15 protein-coding genes and 3 tRNA genes are annotated in these 19,014 nt (G+C 74.8%); 12 read left to right on the top strand and 6 right to left on the bottom strand.

Going from position 1 to position 19,014, the window contains the following annotated elements:
- Positions 1-33: 33 nt before the first annotated feature.
- The gene (locus FXF68_RS33265; protein WP_148766358.1) at positions 34-1,158 is read right to left on the bottom strand and encodes a TDT family transporter; all 1,125 of its coding nucleotides are present in this window, start codon (positions 1,156-1,158) and stop codon (positions 34-36) included.
- Between the two features lie 93 nt (positions 1,159-1,251).
- On the opposite strand from FXF68_RS33265, the gene FXF68_RS33260 reads away from it, so the two are divergent.
- The 7 genes from FXF68_RS33260 (at position 1,252) to FXF68_RS33230 (ending at position 5,724) form a co-directional block, all read left to right on the top strand.
- Positions 1,252-2,184 carry a LysR family transcriptional regulator gene (locus FXF68_RS33260; RefSeq protein ID WP_148766356.1) on the top strand — a complete coding sequence of 311 codons (933 nt, stop codon included), beginning with the start codon at positions 1,252-1,254 and terminating at the stop codon, positions 2,182-2,184.
- Positions 2,185-2,299: 115 nt separating this feature from the next.
- Positions 2,300-3,115 carry a universal stress protein gene (locus tag FXF68_RS33255; protein ID WP_148766354.1) on the top strand — a complete coding sequence of 272 codons (816 nt, stop codon included), beginning with the start codon at positions 2,300-2,302 and terminating at the stop codon, positions 3,113-3,115.
- Positions 3,116-3,288: 173 nt separating this feature from the next.
- Positions 3,289-4,263, top strand: coding sequence for a CHAP domain-containing protein (locus FXF68_RS33250; RefSeq protein WP_148766352.1), 975 nt, complete (start codon positions 3,289-3,291; stop codon positions 4,261-4,263).
- 42 nt (positions 4,264-4,305) lie between these two features.
- Positions 4,306-4,378 (top strand) — tRNA-Gly (locus FXF68_RS33245).
- Between the two features lie 28 nt (positions 4,379-4,406).
- A tRNA-Cys gene (locus FXF68_RS33240) sits at positions 4,407-4,477 on the top strand.
- Between the two features lie 23 nt (positions 4,478-4,500).
- Positions 4,501-4,575, top strand: a tRNA-Val gene (locus FXF68_RS33235).
- A 72-nt stretch (positions 4,576-4,647) separates the two neighbouring features.
- Positions 4,648-5,724 (top strand): hypothetical protein, encoded by a 1,077-nt coding sequence (locus tag FXF68_RS33230; RefSeq protein WP_148766350.1) that lies wholly within the window; start codon positions 4,648-4,650, stop codon positions 5,722-5,724.
- A 66-nt stretch (positions 5,725-5,790) separates the two neighbouring features.
- Here FXF68_RS33230 and FXF68_RS33225 read toward each other — a convergent pair whose 3' ends face one another.
- Genes FXF68_RS33225 through FXF68_RS33205 form a run of 5 tightly spaced genes read right to left on the bottom strand, consistent with a single transcriptional unit; the run spans position 5,791 to position 12,446 of the window.
- Positions 5,791-7,305, bottom strand: a complete 1,515-nt coding sequence (locus FXF68_RS33225; RefSeq protein WP_148766348.1) for an AMP-binding protein — start codon at positions 7,303-7,305, stop codon at positions 5,791-5,793.
- On the bottom strand, positions 7,302-8,681 hold the full coding sequence (locus FXF68_RS33220) for a S41 family peptidase (protein ID WP_148766346.1): 1,380 nt from the start codon (positions 8,679-8,681) through the stop codon (positions 7,302-7,304). The genes FXF68_RS33225 and FXF68_RS33220 overlap by 4 nt, the downstream gene beginning before the upstream one ends.
- Positions 8,681-10,777, bottom strand: a complete 2,097-nt coding sequence (locus FXF68_RS33215; protein ID WP_148766344.1) for a S9 family peptidase — start codon at positions 10,775-10,777, stop codon at positions 8,681-8,683. The genes FXF68_RS33220 and FXF68_RS33215 overlap by 1 nt, the downstream gene beginning before the upstream one ends.
- Before the next feature lie 3 nt (positions 10,778-10,780).
- Complete coding sequence (locus FXF68_RS33210; protein ID WP_222870193.1) at positions 10,781-11,692, bottom strand: electron transfer flavoprotein subunit alpha/FixB family protein; 912 nt, start codon at positions 11,690-11,692, stop codon at positions 10,781-10,783.
- Positions 11,685-12,446: an electron transfer flavoprotein subunit beta/FixA family protein gene (locus FXF68_RS33205; RefSeq protein WP_148766342.1), complete on the bottom strand. Its 762-nt coding sequence runs from the start codon at positions 12,444-12,446 to the stop codon at positions 11,685-11,687. Before FXF68_RS33205 ends, FXF68_RS33210 begins: the two co-directional genes overlap by 8 nt.
- 143 nt (positions 12,447-12,589) lie before the next feature.
- On the opposite strand from FXF68_RS33205, the gene FXF68_RS33200 reads away from it, so the two are divergent.
- The 5 genes from FXF68_RS33200 (at position 12,590) to FXF68_RS33180 (ending at position 19,009) form a co-directional block, all read left to right on the top strand.
- Entirely contained in the window at positions 12,590-13,747 is a 1,158-nt protein-coding gene (locus tag FXF68_RS33200) for an NAD(P)/FAD-dependent oxidoreductase (protein WP_187438222.1), read from the top strand.
- 111 nt (positions 13,748-13,858) lie between these two features.
- The gene (locus FXF68_RS33195; RefSeq protein WP_148766338.1) at positions 13,859-15,481 is read left to right on the top strand and encodes an ABC transporter substrate-binding protein; all 1,623 of its coding nucleotides are present in this window, start codon (positions 13,859-13,861) and stop codon (positions 15,479-15,481) included.
- On the top strand, positions 15,481-16,434 hold the full coding sequence (locus FXF68_RS33190; protein WP_148766922.1) for an ABC transporter permease: 954 nt from the start codon (positions 15,481-15,483) through the stop codon (positions 16,432-16,434). Before FXF68_RS33195 ends, FXF68_RS33190 begins: the two co-directional genes overlap by 1 nt.
- Positions 16,431-17,237: an ABC transporter permease gene (locus tag FXF68_RS33185; RefSeq protein ID WP_246179088.1), complete on the top strand. Its 807-nt coding sequence runs from the start codon at positions 16,431-16,433 to the stop codon at positions 17,235-17,237. Before FXF68_RS33190 ends, FXF68_RS33185 begins: the two co-directional genes overlap by 4 nt.
- Positions 17,234-19,009, top strand: a complete 1,776-nt coding sequence (locus tag FXF68_RS33180) for an ABC transporter ATP-binding protein (protein ID WP_148766336.1) — start codon at positions 17,234-17,236, stop codon at positions 19,007-19,009. The genes FXF68_RS33185 and FXF68_RS33180 overlap by 4 nt, the downstream gene beginning before the upstream one ends.
- The last annotated feature ends 5 nt before the right edge of the window (positions 19,010-19,014 follow it).

The following is a 19,014-nucleotide window of genomic DNA, read 5'->3' as shown; positions in this document are numbered from 1 at the left end:
GGAACCGGCGGGGCCCGGCCCGTATTCCTGGGCCTAAGCGGGGGCGGGCATGAAGAGGCGTCCGGACAGGGCGCCGCGGACGGTCTTCACCGCGGCGACCGCCCAGGCCGTGACGAGCAGGAGGTAGAGCGCGGCGGCCAAGCCGGTCAGGGCGTCCAGGCCGGTCGACCTGGAGAGCCCGGACGCGCCCGTCACGCACGTCCCGACCGGGAAGGTGAACGCCCACCACGTCATCGCGAACGGCATCCCGCCGCGCATCGCGCGCAGGTTCGCCGTCCCGGCGATGACCAGCCAGAACAGCGCGAATCCCAGGACGGGCGCGCCGTACAGGACGGCGAAGGCGCGCATCGCCGCCGCGTACTCGGGGGCGGCCAGACCCGCCGCGTCGCCGAGCTGGACGACCGCCGTCGTCGACTGCCCCAGCGGCCCGAGCACGAGGAACAGCGTCGGCGTGAGGACGACCGGCGTCGGCCGTCCGGCGGCGAGCCGCGTCCAGATCCCGGGGAGCAGGACGAGCGCCGCGAGCAGGCTCGCGCCGAACATCCCGTAGCAGCCGTAGAGGAGCGTGGCGCGGGCCTGGCCGCCCGGCAGGTGCGGGACGAGCGCGGGCCCGAGCGCGGCGGCGACCATGGGCGCGACGACGGGGAGCAGCCAGGTCGGGTCCGCCGAGCCGGGTTCGAGCCGGTGCCGGGTGATCATCAGGTAGGGGACGCCCGCGGCGACGGCGAGGGCGTAGACCGTCCCGAGCGTCCAGAGGACGGCGTCCAGCGCGACGGCCGGTCCGGCGCCGAGGACGCCGGGGCCGAGCACGAGCGTCCCGTAGCCGACGGCGAGCAGCGCCATCGGCGGGCAGCCGTAGAAGACGGCGGTCGCGGGGTTGTCCAGGAGCTGGAACCGCGCCACGTCCGGATGCCGGACGAGATGGACCGCGCGCGCCGCCGCCAGCGCCACCAGCATCGCGAACGCGACCGCCCACACGGCGACGGCGAACGCGTGCCGCCCCGGGAAGCCGACCGGCAGCGCCGCCGCGCCGTTCGCGACGATCGACGTGCCCATGACGGCCGCGTACCAGTTCGGCCCGAGGTGCCGGAGCGCGTCCGCCGGACGGTCGAGCCCGCCCAGCAGCGAGCCGCGCGCCGGCGCGGTGAGGAGACCCATGCCCTCTAGGCTGCGTCCGCCGCCGCCGCGTCAGTAGAGGTCATCGGCCTATGAGGTCATAAAGCAGGCTTATGGGCGACGTAGGATCGGGGCATGGCAGCGTCCTCGAACGACTCGTCTCCGGTGTCGCGGCGCGTACCTGAGCTGGGCGCGCTGGAGCTGCTGCTCGCGGTCGTCCGGCTGGGCAGCGTCGGGCGGGCCGCGGCGGAGCTCGGCGTCACCCAGCCCGCCGCGAGCGCCCGGATCCGCGCGATGGAGCGGCAGGTCGGCGTCGCGCTGCTGGACCGGTCGCCGCGCGGGTCCCGCCCGACCGAGGCGGGCGCGCTGGTCGCCGAGTGGGCCCGGCAGGTGGTCGGCGCGGCCGAGGAGCTGGCGGCGGGCGTCGAGGCGCTGCGCGAGCGGCGGGACGGGCGGCTGCGCGTCGCGGCGAGCCTCACCGTCGCCGAGTACCTGATGCCGGGCTGGCTGGTGACGCTGAAGTCGGTCCGCCCGGGGGTCGCGGTGACGCTGAGCGCCGCCAACTCGACCGTCGTCGCCGAGCAGGTCCGCGACGGCGCCGCCGACCTCGGCTTCGTCGAGGGGACGCGGACGCCCGCCGGGCTGCACGGCGCCGTCGTCGCCGCCGACCGGCTCCTCGTCGTGGTCGCGCCCCGGCACCGCTGGGCCCGCCGCCGCTCCGGGGTGTCCGCGGCGGAGCTGGCGGCGACGCCGCTCGTGCTGCGCGAGCAGGGGTCGGGGACGCGCGAGGTGCTCGACCGCGCCCTCGCCGCGCACGGCGGGACGGCGCCGCCGCTGTTGCAGCTCGCGTCCACGACCGCGCTGAAGTCGGCGGCCGCGTCGGGCGCGGGCCCGGTCGTGGTGAGCGACCTCGCCGTGGCGGACGAGCTGTCCGCCGGACGGCTGGTCGCGGTGCCCGTCCCGGAGCTGGACCTGTCTCGGCCGCTGCGCGCGGTGTGGCCCGCCGGGCGGCGGCCGTCCGGACCGGCGCGTGACCTGCTGGGCCTGACACGCGGCCCCAGAGGGTGAGAACCGGGAAAGCACGGCGAATCCCCACTGGTCTGACCGGCGTCGTCGGGGGAATGCTTGGTGCCATGATCGGATCGATCGGGCCCGCGGGCCCCCGGCTGGGGACGCGGCCCACGTGATCGGCGAGCACGTCCTCGCCGGGTACGTCAACGACGCGGGCGGACGGGAGGCCCTCGACCTCGCCCGGGCGATCGTCGCGCTGACCGGCGGGCGGCTCAGCCTCGCGACCGTCCACCCGCCGGACCTGCCCGCGGCCGCCGGGGAGGCGCGGGCCGTCCTGGAGCAGGCCGCCGAGCTGCTCGACGGGGATCCGGTCGACCTGCACGTCCAGGAGGGGCGCAGCGTCGGCCGCGGCCTCACCGTGCTCGCCAGCCGGATCGGCGCCGACCTGATCGTCGTCGGCTCCCCGGAGGGCGGCGCGCGCGGCCGCATCGGCGTCGGCGCCGCCGCCGACCACCTGCTGCACTCGGCGACCGAGGCGGTGATGCTCGCGCCGTCCGGGTACGCCCCGCCGGAGGAGCTGGCCCGGATCACCGTCATGTACGTCCGGCGGCCGCAGTGCGACGAGGCGGTCATCCGCGCCGCGCAGGCCGCCGACCGGCTGGAGGTCCCGCTCCGCCTGGTCACCCTCGCCGTCGGGGACGTCGGCGGGGACGCGGGCGCCGAGCGGCTCCGCGACGACCTCGCCCTCGCCATCCGGCTCGCCCTGGACTCCGCCGACCTCCTCCCCGAGGACGTGTCCGCCGACCTGGCCGAGGGCGCCGACGTCGCCGACGCGCTGGACGACGTCGACTGGGCGGACGGCGAGCTCCTCGTGTGCGCGTCCAGTGAGGACGCCGCCGCGCACCGGGTCTTCCTCGGCGAGGTCGCGCTGAAGGTGCTGCGGGCCGCGCCGTGCCCGGTGACCGTCCTGCCGCGGGGCTACTTCTGAGTAGTCCGATTTGACCGTTTCAGTGGAACGGGTTGCCGGTCACCGTTTACCTCGACTACATTCCGTCGAGATCAGAACGTGACCTCGGGACTCGCGCCGGCGGGTCCGTGGCGCGTTCCGTCCCCCCGGTCGGGCGCCACCCTGCCCGCACGAGCGAGACGGCAGGGAGCGTGATGGACCCGATCGGCAAGAAGCTGCTCGACATCGCCGAGAAGGAACTCGGCTACGCCGAGAAGGGCGACGGCTACACCAAGTTCGGCGAGTGGTACCGAAAGAACGTCGACGGCGACCACGACTCGTACTTCACCAGCGCCCCCTGGTGCGACATGTTCCTCGCCTGGGCCGCCGACAAGGCCGGGGTCGCGGAGCAGGCCGGGCAGTTCGCCTCCACCGTCGACCACGCCCAGTGGTTCAAGAAGAACCACGCCTGGGGCCACGACCCCGAGCCGGGCGCCATCGTCTTCTACGACTGGAACGGCTCCGGCGACATCGACCAGATCGACCACGTCGGCATCGTCGAGAAGGTGGACGGCCGCACCCTGCACACCATCGAGGGCAACGCCGACGGCTACAAGCTCATGCGCAAGACCCGCGACATGGACTCCGTCGTCGGGTTCGGCTACCCGTCCAAGATCAAGGTCGCCGAGACGGCCTACACCCCGAAGCACGCCGCGCCCGCGCCGACCGTCGACAGGATCGGCTCCCCCGCCGCCGCGACCGTCGCGCAGGAGCAGCAGGAGCACGCCGCCCCCGGGCACCTGCCGACGCAGGAGGTCGTCCTCGGCGGCATCCTCGCCTTCATCCTGTGCGGCACCGTCGCCCTCGCCGCCGGCCGCGCCGCCGCCGCGAAGGCGCCCACCACGCCGCCGATCCGCGTCCGCAAGCGGGGCAAGCACCACCGCCCGGCCACCCCGGTCGCCCTCCCCGCCGACGTCACCCCCGCCGACCTGGACCGCGCGGACGCCGGGACCACGATCATGCCCGCCCTCTCCCTCGCCGCCGCGCACGAGGCCGAGGACCGCGAGTTCTGGGGCCGCATCGCCCACCTCGAAGAGGACTCCGAGCTCTCCTTCTGGAACTCGCTGCACGCCGACCTCACCGAGGAGAGAGAGTCCGCGCGGTACGCAAGCACGCCGGGATTCCGCTAGAGTTGTGCCTGCGAGCCCGGAGGGCGACCTCCGGACCGGCACGCGGACGTGGCTCAGTTGGTAGAGCATCACCTTGCCAAGGTGAGGGTCGCGGGTTCGAATCCCGTCGTCCGCTCTGAGAGGCCCCGATCCGGCCTCGCTCTGGTGGAGTGGCCGAGAGGCGAGGCAACGGCCTGCAAAGCCGTCTACACGGGTTCAAATCCCGTCTCCACCTCGTAACACGCCGAACCCTGGCACGGGCGATTAGCTCAGTGGGAGAGCGCTACCTTGACACGGTAGAGGCCACTGGTTCAATCCCAGTATCGCCCACCACTTTTCACCGCAGGCGATGAGCCTTGTATCCCGGATGCCTATCTCCAAGTGACTACTCACCTTGGAGGAAGCATGCCGAAACGGATTGCGCGCGCCCTTGCTCTGCTGGCGGCGCCCCTCGCGGTCGCGGCGGCCGTCGCGCCCGCCCAGGCGGCCGCGGCCGCTCCCGCGCACTACCGGCTGACCGTGATCAAGGCGGCGGACGGCGCGTTCGGGAACGTTCCGTACGCCGTCAACGCCGCCGGGCACACCGCCGGGCTCGCCTCGTTCCCCGGCAGGAATCAGAGCGCCTACCTCTCCACCAGCCCCACGCAGCTGACCAGCCTGCCCGGCGTCGTCCCGAACGACCCGACCCTGGCCGACGCCACGGCGGCGTACGGGGTGAACTCCTCCGACACCGTCGTCGGCTCCGCCTACGAGACGCTGCCGGTCCGCGAGAGCGCCGTGGTCTGGCGCAACGGCGTCCCGACCGACCTGCACATCCTGCCCACCGACGGGCACGTCCAGGCGCGGGCGATCAACGACGCCGGTCAGATCGCCGGCACGGGGTTCGACACCGGCACCGCGTGGCTGTACCAGAACGGGCAGACGTCCGTGCTGCCGGCGCTGCCCGGCGGCCACGCCGCGGAGGCGTTCGGGATCTCGGCGGACGGCCAGGTCCTCGGCCTGTCCTCGACGTCGAACGACACCAGCAAGGCCGAGGCCACGGTGTGGCGCGACGGGACGCCGAGGGACCTGGGCTCGCTGCCCGGCAGCACATGGTCGGAGGTGCACGCCATGAACGCCAGCGGAATCGCGGTCGGCGCCGCGGGGGTCGGCGGCGGCGAGTTCGCGCCCCGCCACCCCGTGGTGTTCAGCGGCGGGAAGGTGACCGACCTGTGGCCCGACCTCGGCGGGAGCACCTTCGGTGCCGCGCAGGCCATTAACAGGGCCGGCACGATCGTCGGCGACGGTCGCGGCGGCTGGGTGTACAGCAATGGCGTCCGCACCGACCTGACCACGCTCATCCCGGCCGACGCCGGTTTGCGGATCACCGCCGCCTACGGCATCAACGACGCGGGCCAGATCGCCGCCAGCGCCGTCTCCACTTCCAACAGGCACGTCTCGTTCGCCGTCCTGCTCACGCCGGACACGGCCGCCGCTTCCTAGCCCCGGCGGGTGCGGCATGCGGGCGGCCCGCGCGGCGGACGCGTGCGGGCCGCCCGACCGGCGGCCTCATTCGCCCCGCATGTCGTCCGCGGCGCCCCGGCCGGGCGGCAGGAGGTGCTTGGCGATCCGCTCGGACGGCGTCATCGGGAACTCGTCCACGTACTCCAGGAAGCGCGGCACCTTGAACGGGGCGAGCCGCTCGCAGACGAAGGCGATCAGCTCGGCCGGGTCGGTCGCCCGGCCGACCTGGACGAACGCCTTGACCTCCTCGCCGCGCAGCTCGTCCGGGACGGCGACCACGGCCGCGGCCCGCACCGCGGGATGCCGCACGAGGACCGCCTCCACCTCGGCCGCCGCGACGTTCTCGCCGCCGCGCCGGATCATGTCCTTGCGCCGCCCGACGAGGTGGAAGCGGCCCCGGTCGTCCTGGCGGGCGAGGTCGCCGGTGTAGAGCCAGCCGTCCCTGATCCGCTCGGCGGTGGCGGCGGGGTCGTTCCAGTAGCCCCGCATCATCGGCTCGCCGCGGATGACCAGCTCCCCGTCGACGATCCGGGCCTCCTTGCCGGGCACCGGCACCCCGATGGCGCCGGAGCCCACCGAGGACGTGTCGTCCGCCGGGACGAACAGGTCGGCGCCCGTCTCGGTCATCCCGTACGCCTCGCGCCATGGCACGCCCCACCGCTCCTCCATCGAGGCGTGGAGTTCGGGGACGATGCCCGAGCAGAGCACGATCCGGACGTCGTGCTCCCGGTCGGCGGGGTCCGGGGGCTGCCGCAGCAGGAACACCGGCATGGTGCCGAGGACGTAGAAGAAGGTGACCCCGTGCTCGCGCACGGACTTCCAGAAAGTGGACGCGGAGAAGCGCGGCAGGATCACCAGCGGGATGCCGGCGTCCAGGCACAGGACCGTGTTCCACTGGGGATCCATGTAGGAGAACGGCTGGGCGGTGAGGTCGACGTCGGTCTCGGTCACGCCGAGGATGCCGCGCACGATCTCGGCGGTCCGCAGCCAGTAGCCGTGGGTGAGGACGCAGCCCTTCGGGAAGCCCGTCGTGCCCGAGGTGTACTGGATGTTGACCACGTCGTCCGGGCCGAGGTCGGGCGGGTCGAACGCGGCCGGTGCTCCGGCCGCCTCGGCGCCGGCGTCGAACGTCCCGGGTCCGGCGGGGACGTCCGGGGCGGGGCCCGCGTCCGCGGGGTCGAGCAGGCCCACCTGGTCGACGCCCGCGCGCAGGAGGGCGGTCGCCGCGTCCGCGCCGCCCGCGAGCGCCGTCCGGGCGCCGGAGTCGCCGATCACGTGGGCGAGGTCGGTGCTGCGGTAGCCGGCGTTGACCGGCACCGCCACCGCGCCGAGCGCGGCGATCGCGAGCCAGGCCACGGGGAAGGCCGCCCCGTTCGGCGTCATCACCGCCACCCGGTCGCCGCGTTCGACCCCGTGGGCGCGCAGGACGTTCGCGAGGCGCCCGGCGCGGTCGGCGACCTGGCCGACGGTGAGCGTCACCGGGCCGAAGCGCAGCAACGGCCGGTCCGGCGCCGTCGCGGCGCGCTCGCGCAGCAGCCCGCCGAGGCTGGCCGCGGTCACGCCCGGCCGCCGAGGACGGCGACGGCCCGGTCGAAGGCGGAGTCGCGGTCCGCCGCGAACTCCTCCTCGGTGAAGACCGGCGTGCGGATGTGCGGGGGCACTCCGGCCCCGTCGAAGGTCGTCCCGTCTCTGGTGAGGAACTCCTCGTTGGGCACCCAGAGGCTCCAGCCGTTGGGCAGCCCGCATTCCATGACGTCGGAGAAGACGCCCTGGGTGTTCTCCCCGATCCGGACGACGCGGCCGGGCCGTCCCATGAGGGCTTGCGTGAACGTCTCCCCCGCACTGTTGGTGGTGCCCGAGGTGAGCAGCGCGACCGGCCCGGTGTAGCGGTGCGCGGCGGTGGGCCTGACCATGATCGGCTGGGGCCGGGTGAACCTGGTCGGGTCGCCCGGATCGTTGCGGGCCCGCTTGCGGTAAGCGAGGTAGGGCCTGCCGGTGAGGCGCGCGGCCAGGTGCAGGCCCAGCGCGTCGAACCCGCCGGGGTTGTACCGGACGTCGATGATCAGCCCGCGCATCCGGCGGCGCGGCGTGAGGATCGTGTCGAGCACCTGGGCGAGCCTGGCCCGGTCGGCGGCGTAGTCGAAGTCGCTTCCGGTGGCGTATCCGAAGAACCCGGCCACCCGCAGGTAGCCGATCCGGCCGGGCAGCTCGGCGAACGTGAGCTGGCCCGAGGCGAAGTCCTGCCCGGCGCCGCGCAGGTCGCGGCGGTCGATCAGCTCCTTGACGCGCAGGCCGAGGGCGCGCGTCGTCGGCTGGGTGCCGGGGCGCAGCCCGGTGAACTCCCGCTCCCCCGCGAAGATCCCGGTGTGCGCGTCCCCCAGCGGTTCGATCATCGCCCGCAGGATCTGGAAGAGCCGCTCGTCGGTGGTGGCCGCGCCGACCATCGGCCGGTACCGCCTCCGCTGGGCGGCCCAGTCGACGCCCCGCTGCCGGAAGAAGGGGTAGTTCTCGGCGAACGTCTGCCAGAAGACGTCGAACACGCCCACCGGCCCGGACGGCTGCGGTCCGCCGCAGGGCGCGGGCGGTCTCCGGAGCCTGATCAGGGCGCGGTCTCCGGCGGACCCGTCGGCGTGGAGCGTCGCCGCGTCCGGCCGCGGGCCCAGCCGGAGGCGGATGGTGTTGCCGTCGCTCAGCCGGTAGACGGCGGCGGCTCCGGGACGCGGAGTCCCGACACGGGTCGCCTCGTCGATCGGCAGGCAACTGATGGACGTCGTCTGGAACAGGGTCGCCTTGTCCGTCTCGACCGAGAGGACCATGCCGTACCCGTCCGAACGCCAGACCCCCGTCACGGAGGCGGACGGCGCGGGAGCCGCGGCCAGCGCGGGGCCGGGGACCAGCGCGAGTGAGAGCGCGGCCGCGAAGATCGGGGCTCGCATCAGTGGTCCTCCTCGGGTCGCAGGGTTTCCAGGAAGAAGGAGCGGACGGCGTCGTCGTAGTACTCGCGGGCCGCTCCGCGCGGATGGTGGTCGACCCCGGGCAGCAGCACGAGGTCGTACCGCTTGCCGGCTCTGACCAGGGCGTCCACGAGTTTGATCGCGGCGGAGAAGGGGGCGTTGACGTCGCTGGTCCCGGCGATGACGCGCAGCCGCCCGCGCAGCCGCCCGGCGAGTCCGAGGCTCGACGCCGCCGCGTACCCCTCCGCGTTGTCCTGCGGGACGGACATGTACGGCTCGATCGCCATCGCGTGGTGGTCGTCGAGGTCAGCCACCGGCATCGCCGCGACCCCGGCGCGGTAGAACTCCGGGGCGGTCAGCATCCCGCGCAGCGCCATGTAGCCGCCCCAGGAGTGCCCGAAGATCCCGACCCGGTCGAGGTCGAGGTAGGGGCGCTCGGCGGCGGCCTGCCGGACGGCCGCGACATGGTCGGGGATCTCGTGCTGCCCGAACCGCCGGTACCCCGTGTCGTGGAACGCCTTCGACCGTCCGGGCGTCCCGCGGGCGTCGAGGACGACGCAGACGAAACCGAGCCCGCTGAGCTCGGCGGCGAACGCGCCCCGGCCCGGCTCGTACCGGCGCGGCACACGGGTCTCCTGCGGGCCGCCGTAGATCAGGTCGATGACCGGGTACGAGCCGTTCTCGTCGAGGTCGGGCGGCAGGTAGACCAGCCCGTGCAGTTCGGTGCGGCCGTCGGCGGCGACGGCCGTGAACTCCTCGGGCGGACGCCCGCCCGACCGGGACGTCCGGCGCAGGCGCAGCACCGACACGAGGCGGCCGGACGCGGCGTGCAGGCGCGTCTCCGGCGGCCGGTCGGTGGCGGAGTGCGTGTCCAGATAGAACCTGGACGAGGGGCTGAACTCGATGTCGTGCCGGCCGTCGTCATCGGTCATCCGGCGCAGCCCGGTGCCGTCGAGTCCGACCCCGTAAAGGTGCCGGTCGTAGGGGCGGGCGGGTGAGGCGGCGGCTTTGAAGTACAGCAGCCCGGCGGCCTCGTCCACCGCCGCGATCCCCTGCTCCGGGGTCTCGGGGCCCGACTCCGGGTAGTCCAGGTCGATCCCGGCCACGGGCACGTCCAGGCCGGCGGTCAGCGGCGTGCAGTCGCGCCCGTCCGCCGAGTACAGGTAGAGCCCGGCCAGGCCGGACCGCTCGGACCGGACGACGAAGCGCCCCGACGCGGGCAGGATCGTGACCATGTCCGCGGCGATGCCGAAGGCGGACGGCAGGACCGACTCCCCCGCCTCCTCGAACAGCAGGTCGGTCGTCCCGTCCGGGTGGGCGGCGAGGAGCCTGATGCGCGTCCGGACCCGGTTGATCGTGACCAGGTGCAGCACCTCGCCCCGGCCGCTGCCGTGGAAGCCGAGGAACGCCACGTATTGGTCGGGCTCGGCGCCGATGTCGATGGGACACGTCCGGCCGCTCCGCACGTCGACGAAATGCGGGAGGAACTGCGGCAGCGGGCCTCCGCTGCGGGTGTAGGGCACCCACTCGATCTCCTCCCACGCCTTCAGCCAGTGGACGACCGGCATCCGGCGCACGCCCGCGAGGTCCACGCGGAGCGCCGCGATCCGCGCGGCGTCGGGCGACCAGAGGGCGCCGCCGACCTCCCACGGCCGGTCGGCGGCGCCCGACGTCGTCAGCCGTTCGGCGCGGTCGTCGACCGTGTGCCGCAGGCTCAGGTCCGGGCCGGTCCGGCCGAGGGCGAGCCGCTCCCGCGGATCCAGCACCTCGACCAGGTCGGGGTCGCCCGCCAGCGCGCCCGGCCCCAGCGTCCGCGGCCGCCTCCGCTCCCGGTCCTCGACGGCGCGGGCGCTCAACTCCTCGGCCTCGCCCGTCCGCGGGTCCAGCCGGACGCGGCGTCCGCCGCCGCCGAACTCCAGCGCCCCGCCGGACCGGGTCATGCCGTCGAGCCCGCCCGGGAGCCCGGTGAGGTCGATCTCCTCGGGCGCGCCGCCCGCGGCGGCGTCGACCAGGTAGAGCCGCCCGTCCTGGACGAGGCACAGCTCGTCGCCGTCCGGCAGCCAGAAGGTCCGGTCCACTGCTCAGCCCTCTCGTTCCAGCCGCCGCAGCAGCGCGTCGGCGACCTCGTTCGCGTCGGCCGCGATCACCAGGTCGGCCAGCCGGGCGATCGGCGCGTCCGGGTCGGTGTTGACCGCGACCACCCGGCCGCTGGCCCGCATGCCCGCCGTGTGCTGCACCGCGCCGGAGATCCCGAACGCGACGTACAGGTCGGGGGCGACCGTGGCCCCGGTCTGGCCCACCTGGTGGGCGAAGGGCAGCCAGCCGCCGTCCACCGCAGCGCGGGACGCGCCGAGCGCGGCCCCGGTCAGCTCGGCGAGCCGCCGGTAGCGGGCGACCGCGTCCGGGCCGCCGACGCCGCGCCCGACGCTCACGATCGTGCGCGCCCCGGCCGGCCCCCGCGCGCGCTCGGCCGCGCCGCCGTCCAGGGGACGGACCGTCAGCGCGCTGGGCCCCGGGACCGCGGCGGAGCGCTCCACCACGGGGCGGCCGGCCGGCGCCGGTCCCGGCTCGGGCCTCGCCAGGACGACCGCCGGCCCGGCGGGCAGCCGCTGGACGAGCCGGTGACCGCCGTCGAGCACCGGCCGCTCGGCCTCGATCGCGCCGTCCGGCGCGCGGCCGAGCCGCTCCACGGCCCAGACCAGCGGCAGGTCGAGGGACGCGCACAGCCAGCCGGCCAGGTCGCGGGCGGGCTGGCCGGAGTCCAGGACGATGAGCCCGGCGGCGAGGAGGGGCGCCAGGGAGGGGCCGAGCGCCGCCGGATCGTGCCCGGTCAGCCCAGGCGCCACCACGACCCGATCCGCCGGAAGCCCTCCGACGTCGTCCGCGTCCTGCTCGCCGAGCAGGACGACCCGCGTCGCCATGCCGGACGGAGCGATACCCAGCAGGGACCGCGCGGTGGCGGCGTCCCGGGCGATGACCGTCATCTCATGCATCGGCTGCCTCCCCGGTCAGCAAGGCGAACAGCGCGGCCACGCCCTCGTCGAACCCGACGACGGTCGCGGCCCGCTCCGGGACAGCCGCCTTGACCACCCGGACGTCGCGGACGGCCTCCGCCGGGAGTCGCACGCCGAGATCGTCCGCCGACAGCGCGGTCGGGGTGGCCGATCTCGTCCTCAGCAGCTCGCGCAGCGCCGGGCGGCGCGGTTCGATCGCGCCCTCGACGAACGACACCACGGCGGGCAGCGGCGCGGTGACCCGCTCGGGCCCGCCGCCGAGGTCCCGCACGACCGTCAGCGCCCCGCCTTCGAGGGCCGCCCGCCCGGCCCGGCTCAGCAGCGGCACGCCCAGGCATGCCGCGACCGCGGCCGGGACCGTCCCCGAGGACCCGTCGGCGCTCTCGTACCCGCAGGCGACGAGGTCCGCGCCGGTCCGGGTCGCCACGGCCGCGATCGCGCGGGCCGTCGTGCGGACGTCGGCGCCCGCCGGCGCGTCGTCGCCGACCTGGACGATCGAGTCGGCGCCGAGGGCGAGCGCCCGCTGGAGCGCGCCGGTCGCCGCCGCCGGTCCGAGCGTCATCGCGACGACCCTGACCGCCGCGCCGCCGTCCCGCAGCAGGCGGGCCCATTCGAGCGGCACCTCGTGGATCGGGTCGAGCCGGTGCGGCACCCCGTGCCTGGTGAGCGCGCCGCCGCTCAGCCGCCACTGGGCCGGTACGTCCTTGACGGGGACGAGGATCGTCAGGTGCATGCCGAGCACGGTAGGCCCGAACGGGTCCCGCGCTCGCCCGTCATCTGACGCCGAATCGGGCGGCTCGCTTAGACATGGGTCGCGCGACAGCCGGACGGCCGGAACCTAGCGTCGAGGCCGAGACACCGAGTCGGAGGAGTGAGATGGCGGGCTACGACGTTGCGATCATCGGTGCCGGGGTCCACGGGGCGAGCGCCGCCCTGCACCTGGCCGAGCGCGGGGCGGAGGTCGCGGTCCTGGAGCGCGGCGGCCCGGCGTCCGGGCCCACCGGCCAGTCGAGCGCGGTCGTCCGGGGCTACTACGTCAACGAGTTCCTGGCCGGGCTGACCCGCGAGTCCGCCGACCTCTTCCGCGGCTTCGCCGACTGGACGCACGGCGGCGACGCGGGATTCGTCACCACGGGCGCGCTCTTCCTGCACGCTCCCGGCGACGGCGAGCGGATGCGGGCCACCGTCCGGCGGCTCAACGCGCTCGGCACGCGGACCGAGCTGCTCGCCGCCGACCAGATCGCCGCCGACTTCCCGGCCTTCGACCCGGCCGGCATCGGCTGGGCGGCGTGGGAGCCGGGAGCGGGCTACGCCGACCCGGTGGGCACCACGGTCGGCATGCTCGCCCGCGCGCGGGCGCTCGGCGCGCGGCTCCTCCAGGACACCCTCGTGACCGGCATCGAACCGCTCGCCGACTCGGTACGGCTCCGCACCGCGTCCGGCGAGCAGGTCACGGCCGGACGGGTTCACCTGGCGGCCGGGCCGTGGACCTCCGCCCTGCTGCGGATGCTCGGCGTGACGCTGCCCCTGCGCGCCGAACGGCACATCATCGCGACCTACGGGTGGGGCGAGGCCGAGCACGTGCCCTACATCTGGGCCTCGATGCCGGACGGCGTGTACGTCAAGCCCGAGCTCCGCGACCAGTTCCTCGTCGGCACGCTGTGGGAGGAGCCGGAGGCCGACCCGGACGACTACTCCGGCGAGCTGTGGCCGGACGAGCACCTGCGCATCGCGGACGCCCTGGTCCGGCGGATGCCGGGCCTCGCCGGGGCCGCCGCGTACTCCGGCTACGCGGCGCTGTACGACGTGGCCCCCGACTGGCAGCCGGTCGTCGGCGCGGTCGCGGACCGCGTCACGATGGTCGCCGGGACGGCCGGGCACGGTTTCAAGTGGGCGCCCGCGCTCGGCGCGCGGATCGCCGACCTGCTCACCGGCGGGCCCGCCGACCCGGGGCTGGCGCCGTTCCGGCCCGGCCGGTTCGGCGAGGGCGACCTCCTGACCGGCGGATACGGGGACGCCAAGATCATGGGATGAGACGCGACACATGTCGCGAAGGCCGCCGGAACGACCTGACGATCGTCGGTCGTTTCCCGGCCGGACGGCTTCTAGGTTCTCCCCAAGCGCCACAGGCAGGGAGAAGGATCCATGAACCGTCCCATCGGCGGCTGGCGCCGCCTGTCCGCCGTCATCGCAGCGTCGGCGCTGCTGCCGGCCGCCGGTTGCGGTGGCGGCGACAGCGCCCGATCCACCGGGCCCGCCAAGGCGGGCTCCGGAGAGGTCGCCAAGGTGACGTGGGGCATCGACAGCGCGCCCCGCAGCCTCGACCCGGCGCACGCCTACGACGGCAAGTCCGCCCTCGTGTACGAGCAGGTCTACGACTCGCTGCTCTACCTGGACGCGGCGGGACGGATCGTGCCGGGCCTGGCCACGTCCTGGAGCCGGCCCGACCCGCTCACCTACGTGTACCGGATCCGCACCGACGCGAAGTTCTGGGACGGCAAGCCGGTCACCGCCGAGGACGCCGCCTTCTCCCTCGGACGGCACGCCGACAAGAAGGTCGCCAGCGAGTTCGCCACCTACTTCGGCGCGGTCAAGAGCGTCAGGGCGACCGGCCCCGGCACCGTGACGGTGAAGCTCAGCAGGCCGGACCCGTTCTTCCGGTACATCCCGGCGCTGGCGGGCCAGGTCGTGCAGAAGGCGTTCGCGACCGCGCACGCCAAGGATCTCGGCACCCCGCGGGTCGGCACGATGGGCAGCGGGCCGTACAAGGTCGAGTCGTTCTCCGCGGCGACCGGCGCGACGCTGGTCAGGAACCCGTCGTGGTGGGGCCCGAAGGCCGCGGTCAAGCGGCTGGAGTTCAAGGTGGTGGGCGATCCGGAGACGCTCCGCCTGGCCGCCCAGTCCGGAGCGGTGGACGGCACCTTCCTGTCCGACCCGTCGCTGTCGCGGCGCTGGCGCGACGGCCGGGGGATGACGGTCAAGTGGGTGCCGTCGCCGCAGACGGTCTACCTGTCCTTCGACGTGGCGACGGCGCCGTTCGACGACGTCCACGTCCGCCGGGCGGTGTCCCTCTCGGTGGACCGGCGCGGCCTGTCGACCGCGCTGTTCGGCGGGCACGCCAGGGTGGCCCGGAGCCTCACCCCGCCGGAGAGCTGGGGCGACCTTGCGCCCGCGGACAAGGTGCGCTCCATCTACGCCGGGCTTCCCGAGCCGTCCTTCGACACGGCGAAGGCGAAGGCCGAACTGGCCCAGTCCCGCCATCCGCAGGGGTTCCAGGTCACCGTGCCCTACCCGGCGTCCATGAAGTGGCTCGGGGACGTCCTGCAAAGCCTCCAGCAGAACCTCAAGCCGCTGAACATCACGCTGACCGCCAAACAGGTGCCGTTCCAGGAGTACGTCGGCGCCCTCTACGGCCACGAGAAGCTGGGTCTTCAGCTCATCCCCTACACGCCCGAGTATCCCGACCCGGCCGGGATCCCCTCGCTCGTGCTCGGCACCGAGCAGATCAAGGGCGGGTTCAACACGTCCGGTTTCAGCACGCCCGAGATCGAGACGGTCCTCTCCCAGCAGCGCGCCGCCAAGCGTCCCGACCCGGTCGCCGGGCTCGGCCGGATCGACGCGATCATCGCCGACCAGCAGCCGTACGCGCCGCTCTTCTACACCGACAGCGGCCTGGCCCTCAACCGCAGGCTGGTCTTCGACGCGGACTACAGCGTCTGGCTCAACTTCTCCCAGCAGTGGGCCACCCGACTCAGGCCGGCCGCCTGATGGGGCCCGCCACCCGGCTGGTCGCCCGGCGGCTGCCGATCGCGGCGTGCCTGCTCCTCGGGATCTCGCTCGCCGTCTACGGGCTGCTCGCGCTGGCCCCGGGGTCCACCGAGCGGGCGCTGCTCGGCACCCGTCCCGCGTCCCCCGAACTGCTCGCCGCCATCCGCGAGCGCCACCACCTGGACCAGCCGTTCCCGCTGCGGTACGCGCACTGGCTCGGCGGCCTGCTGCGCGGCGACCTCGGCGACTCGGTGCAGACCGGCGAGCCGGTCACCGCCCGGATCGGGGAGCGGCTGCCGGTCACCCTGGAGCTCGCCCTCTACGCGACGCTGCTGATCGTGCTGCTCGGCGTGCCGCTCGGGCTGCTCGCTGCCGCGCACCGCGAGCGGGCCGCGGACCGGGCGGTCACCGCCGGGGCCGTGATGGCGATCAGCGCGCCGAGCTTCGCGCTGGGCACCCTGCTGCTGTACGTGTTCGGCGTCAGGCTCGGCTGGTTCCCCGTGTTCGGCGCGGGCACCGGCTTCGCCGGACGGGTCCGGCACCTCACCCTGCCCGCCATCGCGCTCGCCCTGTCGCAGATCGCGCTCGTGACCCGGCAGACGCGGGCGGCCGGGCTGGACGTCGTCGCCCGCGACTACATGGCGTTCGCGCGGGCCCGCGGCCTGCCCGCCCGGCACGTCTGGGGACGCTACGCGCTCCGGAACACGGCCGTGCCCGTGGCGACGTCCGTCGGGCTGGTGCTCGCGTACTCGATGAGCGGCGCGGTCCTCGTCGAGGTGACGTTCTCGCTGCCCGGCCTCGGCGCGCTCATCATCGAGTCGGTCGCGGCGAAGGACGTCCCCGTCGTCCAGGGGGTCGCGCTCGTCGCCGGGGCGGCCACCATCGGGATCAACCTGCTGGTGGACCTCGCCTACCTCGCCCTCGACCCGCGCCTGCGCCGGGCGGCCGCGTGAACGCGCGCCGGTGGAGCCCGTCCGTGGTCGCCGCCTCGCTGCTGGTCGCGGTGTTCGCCGTCGTCATGGCGGCGGGCGACCTGCTGGCCCCCATGGACCCCGGGCACGGTGAGCTGGCGGACAGCGCCCGGCCGCCCGGCGGCGGCCACCTGCTCGGCACCGACGAGCTGGGCCGCGACATCCTGTCGAGGGTCCTCGTCGGCACCCGCGACGCCATCGCCGGGCCGATCGCCGTGGCGCTCGCCGCGACCCTCGCCGGCACCGCGCTCGGGCTGCTCGCGGGCTTCCGCGGCGGCTGGATCGACGCGATCGTCATGCGCTGCGCCGACTTCGCCTACTCGCTGCCGGTCGGGCTCATCGCCATCGTGGTCGTCGGCGTGCTCGGCGGCGGCTACCCGGTGGCGGTCGCGACGCTGATGGTGCTGGCGATCCCCGTCGACACCCGCGTCGTGCGGGGCGTGGTGCTGACCCAGCGCGGCCTGCCCTACCTGGAGGCGGCGCAGGTGCTCGGCCTGCGCAGGAGCCGGATCGCCGTGCTGCACCTGCTGCCCAACGTGCTGCCCACGGTCGTCGCGAACTGCCTGCTGACGTTCGTGTACGCCCTGGTGTCGCTGTCGGGGCTGTCCTTCCTCGGACTGGGGTCGCCCGCCGGCTCCCCGGACTGGGGCCGCATGCTCTCAGAGAACAGGACCCTCTTGGACGTCAACCCCTGGGCGAGCGTCACGCCCGCGCTGCTCATCGTCCTCGTCGCCGTGAGCGTCACCATCCTCGGCGACCGGCTGCTCGACCGGGCCACCGCGTGACCCCGCTCCTTGAGGTCGCCGGGCTGCGGGTCACGGCGCGTCCGGACCGGCTGCTCGTGGACGGCGTCGACCTCACCGTCGGGCCGGGCGAGAGCGTCGCGCTCGTCGGCGAGTCCGGCAGCGGCAAGTCGCTGACCGCCAAGGCCCTGGTGGGGCTGCTGCCGCCGGGGCTCACCGCGTCCGGCGAGGTCCGCTTCGACGGCGCGGCCCTCCCGGCGAAGCCGGACCGCAGGTCCCGCGCGCTGCGCGGGTCCGGCATCGGGCTGCTGCTCCAGGACCCCTTCACCATGCTCAACCCGGTGTCCAGGGTCCGCAAGCACCTCGACGAGACCCGGCGCGCCCACGGCCACGGCAGGCTCACCCGGACCGAGACCGCCGAGCGGCTCCGCGAGGTCGGGATCACCGACCCGCACGTCGCCGACCGGTACCCGTTCGAGCTGTCCGGCGGGCTCCGGCAGCGGGTCGCGCTGGCGGCGAGCCTGGCCGCGGACCCGCGCCTGCTGGTCGCCGACGAGCCCACCACCGCCCTGGACGCGACCACCCAGCACGACGTGCTGGCCCTGATCCGGCGCACCCAGCGGACGCGGGGCATGGGCCTCCTGCTCATCACCCACGACCTGCGGGTCGCCTTCTCGCTCTGCGACCGCGTCCTCGTCATGTACGCGGGCTCGATCGTGGAGTCGGGCCCGCCCGGGGCGGTCCGCGCGGCCGCGGCCCACCCCTACTCGGCCGCGCTGCTGGCCGCCGAGCCGCCGCTCGACCAGCGGCGCAGCGTGCTCAGCACGATCCCCGGGCGGGTCCCGCAGGCAGGAGCCGTCGCGGGGCGGTGCGCGTTCGCCGACCGCTGCGCCTGGCAGCGGGCCGAGTGCGCGGCGAGCCGTCCGAGGCTCATCGAACTCGCGGACGGGCACGGCGCCGCCTGCCATCGCACTCTGGAGATCCGGGAGGAACTCGTCCCCGCGCACGCGGACAGCGGCCCGCGCCTCGGCGCGGCGCCGGTCGGTGAGAAGGAGGACGTGCTGCGCGTCTCCGGGTTGGACAAGGCGTTCCGAGGGCCTGAGCGGACGAAGGTCCCCGCGCTGCGGGGCGTGGAGCTGCGGATCGGCGCCGGAGAGACCGTGGCGGTGGTCGGCGAGTCCGGGTCGGGGAAGACGACGCTCGCCCGCTGCGTGCTGGGCCTGGTGAAGCCGGACGCCGGACGGATCGACGTCGCCGGGACGACGCTGTTCCCGCCCCGCGCGGGCGGCGGCCCCGCGCACCGGCTCGTCCAGTGCGTGTTCCAGGACCCGTACGCCTCGCTGAACCCGCGGCACACCGTCGGATACTCGCTCACCGAAGCGCTGCGGCAGGGTGAGTCCGGCGATGGCGTGGCGGACCTGCTCGTCCGGGTCGGGCTGCCCGCGGGGTACGCGGGCAAGCGGCCCGCCGACCTGTCCGGCGGGGAGCGGCAGCGGGTCGCGATCGCGCGGGCCGTCGCCGTCCGGCCGCGCCTGCTGGTCTGCGACGAGCCGGTCGCCGCCCTGGACGTCTCGGTCCAGGCGCAGATCCTGGAGGTGTTCCGCGAGTTGCAGGCGGACGGCCAGAGCATGCTGTTCATCACCCACGACCTGGCGGTGGTGCGGCAGGTGGCCGACCGGGTCCTGGTGCTCTACCGGGGCGAGGTCGTCGAGTCCGGCGACTGCGGCCCTGTGCTCGACCGGCCCGACCACCCGTACACGCGGCGGCTCGTCGACGCCGTGCCGACCGGGACCGCCGACTGGCTCGGCGTCTAGCGGCC

Origin of the sequence: Actinomadura decatromicini (assembly GCF_008121305.1) — a bacterium.
In the GTDB taxonomy this organism is placed as follows: Bacteria; Actinomycetota; Actinomycetes; order Streptosporangiales; family Streptosporangiaceae; genus Spirillospora; species Spirillospora syzygii.
The sequence above is the reverse complement of the archived record's forward strand: the minus strand, read 5'-3'. Positions and strand labels throughout refer to the sequence as shown.

Bases quoted from the DNA above. Each gene is read 5' to 3' on its own strand.
- FXF68_RS33265 (WP_148766358.1), bottom strand. From the start codon at position 1,158: ATGGGTCTCCTCACCGCGCCGGCGCGCGGCTCGCTGCTGGGCGGGCTC.
- FXF68_RS33260 (WP_148766356.1), top strand. From the start codon at position 1,252: ATGGCAGCGTCCTCGAACGACTCGTCTCCGGTGTCGCGGCGCGTACCT.
- FXF68_RS33250 (WP_148766352.1), top strand. From the start codon at position 3,289: ATGGACCCGATCGGCAAGAAGCTGCTCGACATCGCCGAGAAGGAACTC.
- FXF68_RS33230 (WP_148766350.1), top strand. From the start codon at position 4,648: ATGCCGAAACGGATTGCGCGCGCCCTTGCTCTGCTGGCGGCGCCCCTC.
- FXF68_RS33220 (WP_148766346.1), bottom strand. From the start codon at position 8,681: ATGCGAGCCCCGATCTTCGCGGCCGCGCTCTCACTCGCGCTGGTCCCC.
- FXF68_RS33210 (WP_222870193.1), bottom strand. From the start codon at position 11,692: ATGCATGAGATGACGGTCATCGCCCGGGACGCCGCCACCGCGCGGTCC.
- FXF68_RS33205 (WP_148766342.1), bottom strand. From the start codon at position 12,446: ATGCACCTGACGATCCTCGTCCCCGTCAAGGACGTACCGGCCCAGTGG.
- FXF68_RS33200 (WP_187438222.1), top strand. From the start codon at position 12,590: ATGGCGGGCTACGACGTTGCGATCATCGGTGCCGGGGTCCACGGGGCG.
- FXF68_RS33195 (WP_148766338.1), top strand. From the start codon at position 13,859: ATGAACCGTCCCATCGGCGGCTGGCGCCGCCTGTCCGCCGTCATCGCA.
- FXF68_RS33190 (WP_148766922.1), top strand. From the start codon at position 15,481: ATGGGGCCCGCCACCCGGCTGGTCGCCCGGCGGCTGCCGATCGCGGCG.